Source organism: Nocardiopsis camelliae (genome assembly GCF_028993595.1).
Classification (GTDB): domain Bacteria; phylum Actinomycetota; class Actinomycetes; order Streptosporangiales; family Streptosporangiaceae; genus Nocardiopsis; species Nocardiopsis dassonvillei.
The window spans coordinates 4,788,705-4,804,440 of record NZ_CP118614.1 but is presented as its reverse complement, the minus strand read 5'-3'; the positions used below and the strand labels follow the sequence as shown (position 1 = coordinate 4,804,440).

14 protein-coding genes are annotated in these 15,736 nt (G+C 72.7%); 11 read left to right on the top strand and 3 right to left on the bottom strand.

Going from position 1 to position 15,736, the window contains the following annotated elements; all coding sequences use genetic code 11:
- Nucleotides 1–8: 8 nt before the first annotated feature.
- Nucleotides 9–500: an Lrp/AsnC family transcriptional regulator gene (locus tag PV789_RS20935; protein WP_047869398.1), complete on the bottom strand. Its 492-nt coding sequence runs from the start codon at nt 498–500 to the stop codon at nt 9–11.
- Nucleotides 501–1,370: 870 nt separating this feature from the next.
- Here PV789_RS20935 and PV789_RS20930 point away from each other — a divergent pair.
- The 10 genes from PV789_RS20930 to PV789_RS20885 all read left to right on the top strand — a co-directional run bounded on the left by PV789_RS20930 (nt 1,371) and on the right by PV789_RS20885 (nt 12,480).
- Nucleotides 1,371–2,369 carry a thiamine pyrophosphate-dependent dehydrogenase E1 component subunit alpha gene (locus tag PV789_RS20930; protein WP_274978200.1) on the top strand — a complete coding sequence of 333 codons (999 nt, stop codon included), beginning with the start codon at nt 1,371–1,373 and terminating at the stop codon, nt 2,367–2,369.
- Nucleotides 2,366–3,385, top strand: coding sequence for an alpha-ketoacid dehydrogenase subunit beta (locus tag PV789_RS20925; RefSeq protein WP_274974190.1), 1,020 nt, complete (start codon nt 2,366–2,368; stop codon nt 3,383–3,385). Before PV789_RS20930 ends, PV789_RS20925 begins: the two co-directional genes overlap by 4 nt.
- A gap of 7 nt (nt 3,386–3,392) precedes the next feature.
- Nucleotides 3,393–3,737, top strand: a complete 345-nt coding sequence (locus PV789_RS20920; RefSeq protein WP_274974189.1) for a biotin/lipoyl-containing protein — start codon at nt 3,393–3,395, stop codon at nt 3,735–3,737.
- Nucleotides 3,738–3,900: 163 nt separating this feature from the next.
- Entirely contained in the window at nt 3,901–4,602 is a 702-nt protein-coding gene (locus tag PV789_RS20915) for an alpha/beta fold hydrolase (RefSeq protein WP_274978199.1), read from the top strand.
- Nucleotides 4,603–4,954: 352 nt separating this feature from the next.
- On the top strand, nt 4,955–6,007 hold the full coding sequence (locus PV789_RS20910; protein WP_274974188.1) for a BMP family lipoprotein: 1,053 nt from the start codon (nt 4,955–4,957) through the stop codon (nt 6,005–6,007).
- A 236-nt stretch (nt 6,008–6,243) separates the two neighbouring features.
- The gene (locus PV789_RS20905) at nt 6,244–7,842 is read left to right on the top strand and encodes an ABC transporter ATP-binding protein (protein WP_274974187.1); all 1,599 of its coding nucleotides are present in this window, start codon (nt 6,244–6,246) and stop codon (nt 7,840–7,842) included.
- Complete coding sequence (locus PV789_RS20900) at nt 7,839–9,425, top strand: ABC transporter permease (protein ID WP_274974186.1); 1,587 nt, start codon at nt 7,839–7,841, stop codon at nt 9,423–9,425. Before PV789_RS20905 ends, PV789_RS20900 begins: the two co-directional genes overlap by 4 nt.
- On the top strand, nt 9,422–10,684 hold the full coding sequence (locus PV789_RS20895; RefSeq protein WP_274974185.1) for an ABC transporter permease: 1,263 nt from the start codon (nt 9,422–9,424) through the stop codon (nt 10,682–10,684). The genes PV789_RS20900 and PV789_RS20895 overlap by 4 nt, the downstream gene beginning before the upstream one ends.
- A complete protein-coding gene (locus PV789_RS20890) occupies nt 10,663–11,091 on the top strand; it encodes a cytidine deaminase (RefSeq protein ID WP_274974184.1) in 429 nt (142 codons plus the stop codon). The genes PV789_RS20895 and PV789_RS20890 overlap by 22 nt, the downstream gene beginning before the upstream one ends.
- A 93-nt stretch (nt 11,092–11,184) precedes the next feature.
- A complete protein-coding gene (locus PV789_RS20885; RefSeq protein ID WP_274974183.1) occupies nt 11,185–12,480 on the top strand; it encodes a thymidine phosphorylase in 1,296 nt (431 codons plus the stop codon).
- Between the two features lie 82 nt (nt 12,481–12,562).
- Here the strand turns inward: PV789_RS20885 and PV789_RS20880 are convergent, their stop codons facing one another.
- Both PV789_RS20880 and PV789_RS20875 read right to left on the bottom strand, forming a co-directional pair.
- Entirely contained in the window at nt 12,563–13,120 is a 558-nt protein-coding gene (locus tag PV789_RS20880; RefSeq protein WP_274974182.1) for a hypothetical protein, read from the bottom strand.
- A gap of 51 nt (nt 13,121–13,171) precedes the next feature.
- Entirely contained in the window at nt 13,172–13,765 is a 594-nt protein-coding gene (locus PV789_RS20875) for a hypothetical protein (protein ID WP_274974181.1), read from the bottom strand.
- A 150-nt stretch (nt 13,766–13,915) separates the two neighbouring features.
- On the opposite strand from PV789_RS20875, the gene PV789_RS20870 reads away from it, so the two are divergent.
- Nucleotides 13,916–15,688 (top strand): acyclic terpene utilization AtuA family protein, encoded by a 1,773-nt coding sequence (locus tag PV789_RS20870; RefSeq protein ID WP_274974180.1) that lies wholly within the window; start codon nt 13,916–13,918, stop codon nt 15,686–15,688.
- The last annotated feature ends 48 nt before the right edge of the window (nt 15,689–15,736 follow it).

Below are 15,736 nucleotides of genomic sequence, written 5' to 3'. Positions count from 1 at the left end.
GGCGCCGTTCAGTCGCCGTCGGCGGGTTCCACGACCGGCCGGTGCACGACCTCGTCGATCACGGTGAGCGTCTGGGTGGACGTCACACCGGGAAGCGACTGCAACCGGGTGAGGATCAGGTCGCGCAACTGGTTGGTGTTGGCCACGCGGACGAGGAGGACGATGTCCGCCGAGCCCACGACGTACCAGCAGTACTCGATCTCCGGGTAGGAGGACAGGATCTCCCGGTTGGCGCGCCAGTCCGGCTGGCTGCCCGAGATGAGGACGAGCGCGGTGACGCCGAGCCCCATCTTGGAGTGGTCGGTCACCACGGAGTAGCCGCGGATGACGCCCTCGTCGGTGAGCCGCTTGATGCGGTTGTAGGCCGTCGCGCGGGACACGTTGGCCAGTGCGGCGATCTCGGTGATCCCGGTCCGCGCGTCCTTGGCGAGCGCGCTCAGGATCGTCTGGTCGGTCGTGTCCGGCCGCCGGCCGTTCCTCCGCTGGTCGCCCATGGCCATGTGCGTGCTCCTCGTGTGCTCTTGTTTCAGGACGAAGCCCCTCACTGTCGTCGTTGACCGGGGCTAACGAGTTACCAGGTAAACGTTGTTTCCGTCTATCGGAATCTCAGTCGGCGAGATGCGCGGCGTTCGGGCACCCCCTCCGGCCGCCGCGGGGGCGGCGCCGGAGGAGGACGGGAGCGGGGACCCTGGCGCGGGGTCCGACGGGCGGGGGGAGGCGCGTCGGGAGTCCGACTGTACTCGTGGTCGACGCGGTCGGTGGATGGGGTGGTTTCCCGGACCGGCGGCGCCTACACCGCGCGGCCCGGAACACGACAGAACTTCTTGTCGCGGCGTTCCGTGGGGTCCAAGTGTCGGGAAATCGGGGGGGTTCGTTGACCGGATGACCGGTGCCTCGAACGTATGCGCTCGGCGCCGGGAAGTGCGCCCGCCGCGGCCGATCGCGGCTGTTCCGTGACCGTGGACCCCCTCACCGCGACCCCGCGTGCGCTCTCGGTCGCGGCTCGCGCCCTCCCGGGATCCGACGGCGTTCGTGAGGTGTATAGGCCCGTGTGTCGTTTTCCCGGGTGGAACGGGGTTCGCGCTGGACGATAGGGGGCGATATGGCGAATTTCGTTCCCGTATGTATCAACTAGCGACGGATATCTAGCGAAAGTGTCGAGTCTTGCGGAGAATCTGCGTACAGGACAGACACCGCCCGGAGCCCGGACCGCGCCACCGCGCGGGACAGGGCCACGTTGGGAGCCGCTCGACATGCCCGCCAGCCGCCCGCCCTCGCCCCAGGACCCGCGCGGGGCCGCCGCTCCCGACGCAGGCGCCGTGCGTCCGGACCCCTCACCCCGCGAGCCGGCGGACCGGGGCGCCATCACCGTGGGCCACCTGCCGCCCGACCTCACCCGTGCCCTCTACCGCCACATGAGGACCGCCCGCGACCTGGACACCGAGGCCATCGCCCTCCAGCGCCAGGGCGTCTTCCCCGCCTACGTGTCCGTGCGCGGCCAGGAGGCCGCCCAGGTCGCCAGCGCCTCGGCCCTGGACCCCGCGCGCGACTTCGTCTTCCCCACCTACCGGGAGATGGCCTCCGCCCTGGCCTACGGGGTGGAGATGGTCGGCTACATGGCCACCCACCGCGCCCTGTGGCACGGCGGCCTCTACGACGTCGCGGCCTCGCGGTTCGGCGCAGTCAACGCCGTGGTCGGCGGCCCCGTCCCGCACGCGGTCGGCTGGGCCGTGGGCGAGCGGCTGCGCGGCGACGACGGCGTGGCCCTGGCCTACTTCGGCGACGGCGCCAGCTCCGAGGGCGACGTCCACGAGGCCATGAACTTCGCCGGGGTCTTCGGCGCCCCCGTCGTCTTCTTCTGCCAGAACAACCAGTGGGCGCTGTCGGTGCCCAACCACCGCCAGGTCGCGGGCGGCTCGGTCAGCGCGCGCGCCGAGGGCTACGGCATGCCCGGCGTGCTGGTGGACGGCAACGACGCGGGCGCGGTCCACGAGGCCACCGCCGAGGCCGTCGCCCGGGCCCGCCGCGGCGAGGGCCCCACCCTCATCGAGGCGCTCACCTACCGCGTGGAGCCCCACTCCACCTCCGACGACCCCGGCCGCTACCGCGACGACGCCGAGGCCCGGCGCTGGCGCGAGCGCGACCCCCTCACCCTGCTGCGCGCGGCTCTGCTCGCCGCCGGGCACGCCGACGAGGGCGGACTCGCCCGCGTCGACGCCGAGGCCCGCCGGGAGGCCGAGCGCATCCGCGACGGGGTGGCCACCGCGCCCGAACCGGACGGATCGGAGCTGTTCACCCACGTTTTCCGGGAGACCACCGAGGAGCTGACCCGGCAGCGCCGCACCTGGCAGGAAGAGGTCGAGCTGTGACCGAGCTGATCGAACGCGCCGACACCGCCGCCGAGGCCCCCGAGGTCGAGCTGTCCATGCAGCAGGCCATCAACCGCGCCCTGCGCGACCTGCTCGCAGAGGACCCCGACGTGCTGGTCTTCGGCGAGGACGTGGGCGCCCTGGGCGGGGTCTTCCGCGTCACCGACGGGCTCCAGAGGGAGTTCGGGGACACGCGTGTCTTCGACACCCCGCTGGCCGAGTCCGCCATCATGGGCATGGCGGTCGGCCTGGCCATGAACGGCTGGCGGCCCGTCCCCGAGCTCCAGTTCGACGGTTTCGCCTATCCCGCGATCGACCAGATCGTCAACCAGGTGGCGCGCATGAACTACCGCACCCGCGGTGCGACCCCCATGCCGATCACCCTGCGCCTGCCCTCCTTCGGCGGCATCCAGGCGCCCGAGCACCACGGCGAGAGCCTGGAGGCGCTCTTCGCGCACACCCCCGGCCTCAAGGTCGCCGCGCCCTCGGACCCCGCCGACGCCTACAGCCTCCTGCTCCAGGCGGTGCGCTCCGACGACCCCGTCGTCTACATGGAGCCCAAGGCCCGCTACTGGGACCGCAGGCCCGTGCGACTGCGCGAGCCCAGCGAGCCCATCGGCGCCAGCCGCGTCGTGCGCGCGGGCAGGCACGCCACCCTCATCGCCTGGGGGGCCATGGTGCACCGCTGCGTCCAGGTGGCCGAGCTGGCCGCCGAGGACGGCGTGGAACTGGAGGTGCTGGACCTGCGCTGGCTCAAGCCCCTGGACGCCGCCGGGATGGCCGCCTCGGTCGCGCGCACCAAGCGGGCCGTGGTCGTGCACGAGGCGCCGCTGACCGCCGGGCTCGGCGCGGAGGTGGCCGCCCTGGTCACCGAGCACTGCTTCCGCGACCTGTCCGCCCCCGTCCAGCGCGTCACCGGGTTCGACGTGCCCTACCCCGCGGGTCCCCTGGAGCCGCAGTACCTGCCGACCATCGACCGCGTCCTGCTCGCGGTGCAACGGACCCTGGAGTACTAGAGCGACCATGGCAGAAGACAACATCACCTTCTCCCTCCCCGACCTGGGCGAGGGGCTGGTCGAGGCGACCGTCCTGGAGTGGCAGGTCGCCGTGGGCGAGGAGATCGAGCGCAACGCCCCCCTGGTGGAGGTGGAGACCACCAAGTCCGCGGTGGTCATCCCCTCGCCCCAGGCGGGCCGGATCGTCGAGCTGCACGCAGAGGAGGACCAGGTGGTCCCGGTCGGCGCGCCCCTGGTGACCTTCGCGGTCCAGGCCTCCGGCGACGCGCCCCGGGCGGGCATCGTGGGCCGCGTCCCCGAGGAACAGGCCCGGCCCGCCCGCCGGGTGCGGCTCAAGCCCCCGACGGACTGACGGCGGCCGACCGCGGGTCCCGTTCGGAGGAAGACACGAACGGGGGCGCCCCCCGGCGCACCCCATTCGGAGGAAAATCCGACCGGGACCCGCGTTTTTCCCTTTTCTTTTCGAAAACATGGTGGGTGGTTTCATGTCCGCGAATCTCACCGGCGGCGTGACAATGCGTTATGCGGATTTGCGTCCGCAGGGCCGGGAGGACGGGGTCCCCGTACTTCTCCTGCACGGTTTCGGCACCGACTTCGGCATGAATTGGCGGGCCGCCGGGTGGACGCAGGCCCTGGAGTCGGCCGGGCTACGGGTGATCGGGCCGGATCTGCGCGGTCACGGAAACAGCGACAAACCGACCGACAGCGCTTTCTACCTGCCCGGACACTTCGTCGCAGACCTCCTCTCCGTGCTCGACGAGTTGGCGGTGGACAAGGTCGACGTGGTCGGTTACTCCATGGGTTCGCGCCTGGCCTGGGAACTCGCGCTGACCGCCCCCGAACGCGTCAGGCGGGTCGTTCTCGGTGGTTTCGGACCGAAAAACGCCTTCGCCGGAACGGACCTGTCCGACCCCGGTTCCGGGGACACGCCCTTCGACCGCGTCTACCGCACGGTGGCCGCCCTGCCCTCCAACGACCCCGCCGCGCTGGCCGCCTGCGCGCGCGGCCAGGCCTCGCGCCCCTTCGACGCCGAGCCCCCGCTCAGCGGACTTCCGGTGCTGCTGGTCTCGGGCGCCGGGGATCCGCTCGCCGAGGGCGCCGCGGCCCTGGCCGAGCGCTGCGGCGGCACGCACGTGGAGGTCCCCGGGCGCGACCACGTCAACGCCGTCTCCTCCCGCCGCTTCCGGCAGGCCGTGCTGGACTTCCTGGCCGACTGACGCCGTGCGCGGCCCCGCCGCCCCCGCCGTCCGACGCGGTTAGTCCGGTCTAGACCGGCCCCCTCCGACGTGCCGGTGTGACAACCGGTGAAGGAGGCGCAGCCATGCGTGGTAATGCCGTGTCGGGGCGGGGAACAGCCCCCGCGCAACACAATCCCGAAACACACCGGACCGCTTCGGGTGCGCGCTTGTCGACTTTCGGGTAAGGACCCGTGTCGCTACGCTCTCGCCTTCATAACAACTCCGCCCGTTGGTTAGATGTACTTTCGGCCACCGGATATCGTCCGGCTGCAGAACTCAGGTCGGTCGCGAGCGAATGCTGGCCGCCGAGAGGGCGTAAGAGGAGTGAGAAGTGAAGCGCAGCAACACAGTCAGGTTCGCCGCGGTCGCGGCAGCCGGTGTGCTCGCCCTCACCGCGTGTGACAGCGCGGCCGAAGAGGGCGGCGGCGAGGGCGGCGGCGAGGAGTCCGCCTCCGAGCTCCAGGTCGGCCTGGCCTACGACGTCGGCGGTCGCGGCGACCGCTCCTTCAACGACTCGGCCTACCGGGGACTGGAGCGGGCCGCCGAGGAACTCGGCGTGGAGACCAACGACTTCGAGCCCAGCGACGGCGAGGCCGAGTCCGCCAAGGAGGACCGCCTGGCCACCATGGCCGAGGAGGGCTACGACGTCGTCATCGCCGTCGGGTTCGCCTACGACGGCGCCGTGCGCGCGGTCGCGCCGGAGTACCCGGACGTCCACTTCGCCATCGTGGACTCCGAGATCGCCGACGTCGACAACGTCACCAGCCTGGTCTTCGCCGAGGAGCAGGCCTCCTTCCTGGCCGGCGCCGCCGCGGCGCTGACCACCGAGGAGGACCACGTCGGCTTCGTCGGCGGCGTCGAGACCCCGCTGATCCGCAAGTTCGAGGCCGGTTACGCCGCGGGCGTGGCGCACGTCAACGAGGACATCACCGTCGAGGTCGACTACCTGAGCCAGCCGCCGGACTTCAGCGGCTTCAGCGACCCCGCCAAGGGCCGTGAGACCGCGCAGGCCCAGTACGACCGCGGCGCGGACGTGATCTACCACGCCGCCGGCGCGTCGGGCAACGGCATCCTGGAGTCGGCCGTGGCCAACGACTTCACCTTCATCGGCGTCGACAGCGACCAGTACGAGAACGCCGCAGAGGACCAGAAGCCGCACGTGCTCACCTCCGCCATCAAGCAGGTGGACGTGGCCGTGTTCGAGCTGATCTCCGCCGCCACCGAGGGAGAGGTCGAGGGCGGCGTCCAGCGCTTCGAACTCGCCGACGGCGGCGTGGACTACACCACCTCCAACGAGGAGGCGATCAGCCCGATCCAGGAGCAGCTGGACGAGATCAAGCAGCAGATCATCGACGGCGAGATCGAGGTCCCGACCGAGCCGTAGACCGTGTTCCCCTGGACCTCCGCTTCGCTTCGGTCCGTGTTCGGGCGCCAGAGCCCGGTCCAGGAACACACGTCGTCGCGGGGTCGCCCGCGGCGGCCAGCATCCACGGGCGGCAGCGACCGGGGTAGATCCCCGGTCGGTGCCGCCCCGGTTGCCGTTCGGCGGCGGGGCGTCCGGCAGCGGCCGCGACCCGGCCGGTTCCGCGGCGCCACACCGCACATTCCACGAGGAGACTGATGAGCAGCACGCCATCGGGCGAGGGGGCACTGGCGCCCCCCGCCGTTGAGCTGCGCGGGATCACCAAGCGTTTTCCCGGCGTCGTGGCCAACCACGACATCGACATCACCGTGGCTCCCGGTACCGTGCACGCCATCGTCGGCGAGAACGGTGCGGGCAAGTCCACGCTGATGAAGACCCTGTACGGCATGCACCGGCCGGACGAGGGACACATCTACGTCCAGGGCCGCGAGGTGCGCTTCGGCTCGCCCTCCGACGCCATCCGCAACGGCATCGGCATGGTGCACCAGCACTTCATGCTCGCCGACAACCTCACCGTGCTGGAGAACGTGGTCCTGGGCGCCGAGCGCCGCCACGGCATCGGCAACCGCGCCCGCGCGCGCATCCGCGAGCTGTCCGCCCAGTACGGCCTGGGGGTCGACCCCGACCGCCTCATGGAGGAACTGGGCGTGGGCGACCGCCAGCGCGTGGAGATCCTCAAGGTCCTCTACCGCGGCGCGCGGACCATCATCCTCGACGAGCCCACCGCCGTCCTGGTCCCGCAGGAGGTCGACGAGCTCTTCGACAACCTGCGCGAGCTCAAGCGCGAGGGCCTGACCGTCATCTTCATCTCCCACAAGCTGGACGAGGTGCTCTCCGTCGCCGACGAGATCACCGTGATCCGCCGCGGCACCACCGTGGCCACCGCGGACCCGGGCACCACCACCGCCCGGGACCTGGCCACGCTCATGGTCGGCGGCGAGCTGCCCGTGCCCGAACTGCGCGAGTCCACCGTCACCGACCACGTCGTGCTGTCCCTGGACGGGGTCACCGTGCACTCCGCCGACGGCCGCGCCGTCGTGGACGGGGTGAGCGCCGACATCCGCCGGGGCGAGATCGTCGGCATCGCCGGTGTCGAGGGCAACGGCCAGTCCGAGCTGATCGAGGCCATCATGGGCATGCGCCCGCTGGCCGCCGGGCGCATCCGCCTGGAGGAGCAGGACATCACCGGCTGGTCCACCCTCAGGATCCGCGAGGCGGGCGTGGGCTACATCCCCGAGGACCGCCACCGGCACGGCGTGCTGCTGGAGTCCCCCCTGTGGGAGAACCGCATCCTGGGCCACCAGACCAAGGAGCCCAGCGTCCGCGGCCCCTGGATCAACAGGACCGGCGCGCGCGCCGACTCCGAGCGCATCGTCGCCGAGTACGACGTGCGCACCCCGGGCATCGACGTCATCGCCGACGCCCTGTCCGGCGGCAACCAGCAGAAGTTCATCATCGGCCGGGAGATGAGCGGCTCCCCGCGCTTCCTGGTCGCCGCCCACCCCACCCGGGGCGTGGACGTGGGCGCCCAGGCGGCCATCTGGGAACAGCTGCGCGACGCCCGGGCCGCGGGCCTGGCCGTGCTGCTGGTCTCCGCCGACCTGGACGAGCTGATCGGCATGTCCGACACCCTCCACGTCATCCTGCGCGGCCGACTGGTCGCGCAGGCCGACCCGACCACCGTCACACCCGAACAGCTGGGCTCGGCCATGACCGGCGCCGGACTGCACCGGGCCGACCAGAGCACGGAAGGCGACAGCGGTGCCGACCGACACGGAAGCGAGGGCGGCGCATGAGTAGGATCCCCCGTCCCGCGATGACCCTGCCCGCACCCGCGGCCGCGGGTGTCGCGATCGCCCTGGGCGTGGCACTGACCGTCGCCCTGGACACGGCGCTGCTGTGGTGGGCGGCGCTGATCATCGGCGTGGTCGTGGCCTTCGCCTTCGTGGCCTGGTCCGGGCCCATGGTGCCGCGCGAGCGCCGTGCGGGCGCGGACGGCGCCCGCGAGGAGGGCACCGCCCTGCACAACACGCTGGTGGTGCCCACCGCCCTCGTGCTGTCGGTGGCCGCCGGTCTGCTGGCCGCGTGGTTCCTGGACCTGTCCCTGATCGAGCCGGTGGCCGCAGCGCTGGGCGCGCTGGTCGGCTCCGCCGCGGCCTTCCTGCTGTTCCACCGGTTGTCGGCCATGCTGGCGCTGTCCTTCGCCGCGGTCCTGGCCGCCGGGGTCATCGCGACCGCGGTCACCGCGGCCGTGCTGTTCTTCAGCGGCATCCCGCCGCTGGCCACGTTCGAGCGGATGCTGGAGTACGGCACCCGGCCCGACAGCCTAGTGCGCGTCATCAACGACGGCACCACGTACTACCTGGCCGCGGTCGCGGTGGCGATCGGCTTCAAGATGAAGCTGTTCAACATCGGCGTGGACGGCCAGTACCGGCTCGCCGCGCTGCTGTCGGCCGCCGTGGGCGGCTACCTCGTGCTGCCGCCGGTGCTCAGCCAGATCGTCATCGTCATCACGGCCGTGGCCGTGGGCGGCGTGTGGGCGGGCATCGCCGGGTACCTCAAGGTGACCCGCGGCGTGTCCGAGGTGATCTCCACGATCATGCTCAACTCCATCGCCACCGGCGTCACCGCTTACCTGCTCAGCACCGACCGCCTCGCGGTGGAGATCAGCACCAACAACATCGGCACCCCGCCGATGCCCGAGTCCTCCTGGGTGCCCGGCATCCCGGCGGGCTTCCTCGGCTCGGACGAGCGGATCTTCGGGTTCGTGTTCCTGGCCGTGGCCGTCGGCATCGGCTACTGGGTGATGCTCAACCGCACCCGTTTCGGCTTCGAGCTGCGGGCCACCGGCCAGTCGCAGACGGCGGCCGAGGCCAGCGGCGTCAACGTCAAGAAGATGGTGTTCCTGTCCATGCTCTTCTCGGGCATGGTCGCCGGTCTGGTGGGCCTGCCCCAGCTGCTGGGCAGCTCGCACTACTACGCCCTGGACTTCCCGACCGGCATCGGCTTCATCGGCATCGCCATCGCCCTGCTGGGCCGCAACCACCCCGTGGGCATCGTCTTCGCCGCCCTGTTCTGGGCCTTCCTGAACCAGGCGTCGGGCATCCTGCCCTTCGACGGCATCCCGCAGGAGATCGCGGTCATCTCCCAGGCCACCATCGTTCTCACCGTGGTCGTGGTCTACGAGGTGGTGCACCGCTGGGGCCGCCGCTACCAGCAGCAGCAGATCGGCAGGCAGCTCGGCACCACCGCCGAGTCGCCCGCACCGGAGACGGTGAAGGTGTCGGCGGACGAGGCGTCCCCGGCCCCCGCGGACGGGTCCACCGCCGAGGGCACCGCACCCGGATCCGAGGACAGGCGCGGAGGGGAGGCCAAGTGAGCCAGGAGATCAACGTGATGGAGCCGGTGGCCAAGCCCGCCGCCCGGCCCCGGGGGTGGGCGCGCTGGCGCTTCTTCACCCTGTTCGGCGCGGTGCTGGTGTCCCTGGCGGGCCTGCGGGTCATCACCGGGCACGACATGCTCACCGACGCGGGCACCATCAGCACCACCATCACCTTCGCGGTGCCCATCGGGCTGGCCGCGCTGGGCGGTCTGTGGGCCGAACGCGCGGGCATCATCAACATCGGCCTCGAAGGCATGATGATCCTGGGCACCTGGTTCGGCGCCTACTTCGCCTGGTCCACGGGCAACCCGTGGATCGGGCTGCTGGCGGGCGTGCTCGCCGGTATGGCGGGCGGGCTCCTGCACGCCGTGGCCACGGTGACCTTCGCGGTGGACCACATCGTCTCCGGCGTGGCGATCAACATCCTCATGCTCGGCGCGATGCGCTACCTGTCGATCCTGGTCTACTCCGACGTGCAGGGCGCGGGCGCGGCCCAGTCGCCCCCGACGCCCTCGTTCCCGGTGTGGGACCTGCCCCTCGTGGCGCAGGTGCTCAGGCCGGTCGCCGACAGCGGGGTCTTCCTGGTCAGCGACCTGGCCTCGCTGGTGCTCGGCGCGACCACGAACATGCCCGCGCTGACGGTCGTCGCGATCCTGATGATCCCGCTGACCTACCTGGTGCTGTGGCGGACCACGTTCGGCCTGCGGCTGCGCTCGGTGGGCGAGAACCCCGACGCCGCCGAGTCCCTGGGCGTGCCGGTGTACAGCCTCAAGTACGTCGCGGTGATCGTCTCCGGCGGCCTGGCGGGCATGGGCGGCGTGTTCCTGTCCGTGGTCGCCTCGCAGATCTACCAGGAGGGCCAGACCGGCGGGCGCGGCTACATCGGCCTGGCCGCGATGATCTTCGGCAACTGGCGTCCGGGCGGCCTGGCCATGGGCGCGGGCCTGTTCGGCTACACCGACGCCCTCCAGGTGCGCGGCGGCGGCGCGGCGGTGCACGCCCTGCTTCTGCTCCTGGCCGTGGCGCTGGTGGGCGTGGCCGTGTGGCAGGTGCGCCGGGACCGCAAGGGCCTGGCCGCCTTCGGCGCGCTCACGGCGGTGCTGCTGTTCGCGTGGTACTTCTCCACCGACTCGCTGCCGCGCGAGCTGGCCACCTACAGCCCGCACATCGCCACCCTGCTGGTGCTCTCGCTGGCCTCGCAACGGCTCCGGCCACCGGCCGGTGTCGGCAAGCAGTGGAGGGCGAGCCGGTCATGACCGACGCACCACTGGACCCGTCGAGCGTGGACTGGGAGGCCCTGCGGGCCGCCGCCCGCGAGGCCATGGGCCGCGCCTACGCGCCCTACTCCCGCTACCCGGTGGGCGCGGCGGCGCTGGTCGACGACGGCCGCGTCGTCAGCGGCTGCAACGTGGAGAACGCCTCCTACGGGCTGGCCCTGTGCGCCGAGTGCGGCCTGGTCAGCGCCCTGCACGCCTCCGGCGGGGGCCGTCTGACGGCCTTCAGCTGTGTGGACGGGCGGGGCGAGCTGCTCATGCCGTGCGGGCGCTGCCGTCAGCTCCTGTTCGAACACGGCGGGCCTCAGCTGCTCGTGGACACCCCCGAGGGAGTCTGGACCATGGACCGGGTGCTGCCGCAGGCATTCGGTCCGCACAGCCTCGTGTGACCGTGCTTTCGCGCTAGTTCCGCCTCCCCGGACGCCGCCGCTCGGCGGCGTCCGGGGAGGCCCTTTTTCTTCCGCCAGTCGAGAGGAGACGACATGGACGTCATCGAGATCATCCGGGCCAAGCGCGACGGGGGAGAGCTGACCCCCGGCCAGATCGACTGGGTGATCGACGCCTACACCCGCGGCGAGGTGGCCGAGGAGCAGATGTCGGCGCTGGCCATGGCGATCTTCCTGCGCGGGATGAACCGGGCCGAGGTGAGCCGCTGGACCGAGGCGATGCTGGCCTCGGGGGAGCGCCTGGACTTCTCCGACCTGGCGCGGCCCACCACCGACAAGCACTCCACGGGCGGGGTGGGCGACAAGATCACCCTGCCGCTCACGCCCACCGTCGCGGCCTGCGGGGCGGCCGTGCCGCAGCTGTCGGGGCGCGGGCTCGGGCACACCGGCGGGACCCTGGACAAGCTGGAGTCGATCCCCGGGTGGCGGGCCTCGCTGTCCACCGGCGAGATGCGGGAGGTGCTGGACTCCACGGGCGGGGTGATCTGCGCGGCCGGGTCCGGGCTGGCTCCGGCCGACCGCAAGCTCTACGCGCTGCGCGACGTGACCGGCACGGTCGAGTCGATCCCGCTGATCGCCGCGTCCATCATGAGCAAGAAGCTCGCCGAGGGAACCGGCGCGCTGGTATTGGACGTCAAGGTGGGGTCGGGGGCGTTCATGAAGGACGCCGACTCCGCGCGCGAGCTGGCCCGCACGATGGTCGGCATCGGCAACGACCACGGGGTGCGCACGGTCGCCCTGCTCACCGACATGGCGGTTCCGCTGGGCAGGCAGGTGGGCAACGCCCTGGAGGTGGCCGAGTCCGTGGAGGTGCTGTCCGGCGGCGGGCCGGCGGACGTGGTGGAGCTGACCGTGGCGCTGGCCAGGGAGATGCTGGCCGCGGCCGGGCTCGTCCCCGGTGAGGGCGGGGTCAAGGACCCGGCCGAGGCGCTGCGGGACGGCAGCGCGCTGGAGTCGTGGAAGAGGTTGGTCCGGGCGCAGGGCGGGGACCCGGACGCGCCGCTGCCGGTGGCCGCCGAGCGCCGGGTGGTGCTCGCTCCGACATCGGGGACGGTGACCCGGCTGGACGCCTACCAGGTGGGGCTGGCCGCGTGGCGGCTGGGCGCGGGCCGGGCGCGCAAGGAGGACTCGGTGTCCTTCGGGGCGGGGGTGACCCTGCACGCCAAGCCGGGGGAGAGCGTCGTGGCGGGGGAGCCGCTGTTCACGCTGCACGCCGACGAGGCGGAGCGGTTCGAGCGCGCGGCCGAGGCGCTGGAGGGGGCCTTCGACGTCGAACCGGAGGGCGGGGCGGGGTACGAGGCCCGGCCGCTGCTGATCGACCGGATCGCCTGACCCTGGACCACGGCTGTGGGGCGGCGACCGGACCTCCGGTCACCGCCCCACAGCCGGGCGGGGCTCCCCGGCCCCGCGCGGGTCAGTTCGGCATCGGCATGGGCTGGGGCGCGCTGCCCGCGGGCATCATGACGTAGGCCACGACCGCCAGCAGCACCAGCAGCAGGCTCACGATCAGCACGGCGGTGGCCAGCCACCGCGCCCAGGGCCGGGTCCTGAAACTCGCCAGGGCCAGTGCGAGCCCCGCCAGAATCGCCGTCAGCGCGGCCAGGCCGCCGCCGATGAGCAGTTGCACGGAGAACTGCGACACCTGGTCCACGGGCACCGGCTGGTCGCCGATGAGCACCACCGTGGTGAAGAGCTGGACCAGCTGGCTCGAAAGCACCGTCACGGCGAGCAGGAACAGCGCGGTCAGGGCGAAGGTCTCCGCGCCCAGAGGGCCGCTGGGCCGGTCGGTGCGCCCCGGGGCGGCCACCCCGGAGTCCGGCTCCAGCAGGGGCTCCTCCACCATGGCGGGCTCATGCGCGGGAACCCCGGTCCCGGTGGCCGGGTCGGCCCCGGGCTCCGGCTCGCGGCCGGGGTCCCGTGCGGGCCCCCGGGTGGGATCGGTCGGGTCGTTGCCTTCCGCTGATGTACTCACGCGGTCAACCTACCCGCCGAAGTACCAAGGGAGTTTCTACAAAACCCCTGTTCAGGACCCGGACGGCAGCGTGGCGAAGGTCAGCACCGAGACCACGACCAGCAGCGTGCCCACGATCACGGCCGCGGCGGCGCCCCAGCGGCTCCACGCCCGCGTGGCCGCCCCTCCCCGCAGCAGCGACAGGGCCCCGGCGAGCACGGTCAGCGCGCTCAGCCCGCCCGCGACCATCACCTCGGCCGCGAGCGCGCTCGCCTCCCCGGCGCTGGTGTCGGTGGGGACCCGGCCCACGAAGAAGAAGCCGAAGAGCTCGAAGAGCCGGGTGTTCAACGCGGTGAGGACGAACAGCATCAGGGCGATGACGCTGAAGGTCTCGGCGGCGAACAGGCCGCTGGGGGATCGGGTCGGCGCGCCCGCGATGAAGGCGCCGCTGGCGTCGCTCTCCTGACGCGTCCCCCGCGCCCCGGCCTCCTCGGGCGGCCCGGCGGTACCGGCGGCCCCGGTGCTCCCGGTGGTTCCGGCCTCCGGGGCCTCCTCCGCCGACGTCCGCGCTGTCGGCGCCGCCTCCGTCGTCTCCGCTGCCTCCGCCGTCGTCTCGGGGGACGCGGCGTCGTCGGCGGGGTTGGTGTCTTCTCGCGAGGTGTTCACGGCGCCAAACTACCGCGCGCCTCCCCCCGCTCCGAGGGGGAGTAACGCACGCCCCCGTGGCCGGTTCCGGCCATACCGCGCCCGCCCACCGTGTCCGCTCGGGCCCGACCGCCCGTCCGGAAAAACAAGCACACCTGCTTGTTTTTCCGTGTGGCCGGTGTCACCCTCGTGTCCATGACCGCTGCTGCCACCCCGGCGCCCCCGCTGCTGGTCGCGAACGCCTCCGGTTTCTACGGGGACCGCTTCGCCGCCGTCCACGAGATGCTCACCGAGGGGCGCGTGGACGTCCTCACCGGCGACTACCTGGCCGAGCTCACCATGGCCATCCTCGGCCGCGACCAGCTCGGCGACCCCGGCCGCGGCTACGCCCGGACCTTCCTGGGCCAGATGCGCGAGACCCTGGCGCTGGTCATGGAACGCGGCACCAGGGTGGTCACCAACGCGGGCGGCCTCAACCCGCGCGGCCTCGCCGACCGGCTCACCGAACTCGCCGACGGGCTCGGCCTCGAACCCCGCATCGCCTGCGTCACCGGCGACGACCTCATCGACCGCGCCGAGGAACTCGACCTGGGCTCCCCCCTGACCGCCAACGCCTACCTGGGCGCCTTCGGCATCGCAGCCTGCCTGGAGGCGGGTGCCGACATCGTCGTCACCGGCCGCGTCACCGACGCCTCCCTGGCCGTTGGCCCGGCTGCCGCCCACTTCGGCTGGACCCCCGGGGACCTGGACGCCCTGGCCGGGGCCACCGTCGCCGGGCACGTCATCGAGTGCGGCACCCAGGCCACCGGCGGCAACTACGCCCTGGCCGCCGAACTCCTGCGCGAGGGCCGCGACCTGGACCGGCCCGGCTTCCCCCTCGCCGAGATCCACGCCGACGGCAGCGCCGTCATCACCAAGCACCCCGGCAGCGGCGGCGCCGTCACCACCGGAACCGTCACCGCCCAACTCGTCTACGAGGTCGCCGGCGCCCGCTACCCCGGCCCCGACGTCACCGCCCGCCTGGACACCGTGCGCCTCACCGGGCAGGGGCCCGACCGCGTCCTGCTCAGCGGAACCCGCGGCGAGGAGCCGCCCCCCGACCTGAAGGTCGGCCTGACCAGCCTCACGGGCTTTCGCAACGAGCTCGAGTTCCTGGTCACCGGCCTGGACGCCGAGGCCAAGGCCGCCCGGGCCGAACGCCAGATGCGCGCCGCCCTCGCCGACCGCGCGCCCGACGACCTGCGCTTCACCCTCGTGCCCGCCCAGGACCCCCACGGCGACACCCAGGACGCGGCCACCGCCCGCCTGCGCGTGGTGGCCCGCGACCACGACCCCGCGGTCGTGGGCCGCTCCTTCGGCGCGGCCGCCGTGGAACTGGCCCTGGGCAGCTACGCCGGGTTCCACCTCACCGCGCCGCCGAGCGACGCCCGCCCCGACGGGGTCGCCGCCACACACGTGCTCGTGCCCGCCTCCGAGGTCGCCCACACCGCGATCCTGCCCGACGGCGCGCGGGTGCCCGTCGCGCCCGCGACCCGCACCCGGGCCCTGGCCGAGGTCGCCGAGCCCCCGCTGCCCGAACCCCTGCCCCGGGGCCCCGCGCGCCCGGTCCCGCTCGGCCTGGTACTGGGCGCGCGCAGCGGCGACAAGGGCGCCGACGCCAACCTGGGCGTGTGGGTGCGCGGCGAGACGGCGTGGCGGTGGCTGGCCACCACCCTGACCGCCGACCTGCTGCGCGAACTCCTGCCCGAGACCGCCGGACTGCGCGTCACCCGGCACCTGCTGCCCAACCTGAGCGCCGCCAACTTCTGGATCGAGGGCCTGCTCGCCCCCGGCACCGCGCGCCGCGAGGGCGTGGACCCCCAGGCCAAGGGGCTGGGCGAGTGGTTGCGCGCCCGCCGCGTCCCCGTTCCCGAGGTCGTGTTGGCGGAGGTGGAGCGGTCGTGAGCGTGCCCGAAACCGGGAACGGCCCCGCCCCCGAGGCCGTGCCGACGG

Bases quoted from the DNA above. Each gene is read 5' to 3' on its own strand.
- PV789_RS20935 (WP_047869398.1), bottom strand. From the start codon at position 500: ATGGCCATGGGCGACCAGCGGAGGAACGGCCGGCGGCCGGACACGACC.
- PV789_RS20920 (WP_274974189.1), top strand. From the start codon at position 3,393: ATGGCAGAAGACAACATCACCTTCTCCCTCCCCGACCTGGGCGAGGGG.
- PV789_RS20915 (WP_274978199.1), top strand. From the start codon at position 3,901: ATGCGTTATGCGGATTTGCGTCCGCAGGGCCGGGAGGACGGGGTCCCC.
- PV789_RS20905 (WP_274974187.1), top strand. From the start codon at position 6,244: ATGAGCAGCACGCCATCGGGCGAGGGGGCACTGGCGCCCCCCGCCGTT.
- PV789_RS20900 (WP_274974186.1), top strand. From the start codon at position 7,839: ATGAGTAGGATCCCCCGTCCCGCGATGACCCTGCCCGCACCCGCGGCC.
- PV789_RS20885 (WP_274974183.1), top strand. From the start codon at position 11,185: ATGGACGTCATCGAGATCATCCGGGCCAAGCGCGACGGGGGAGAGCTG.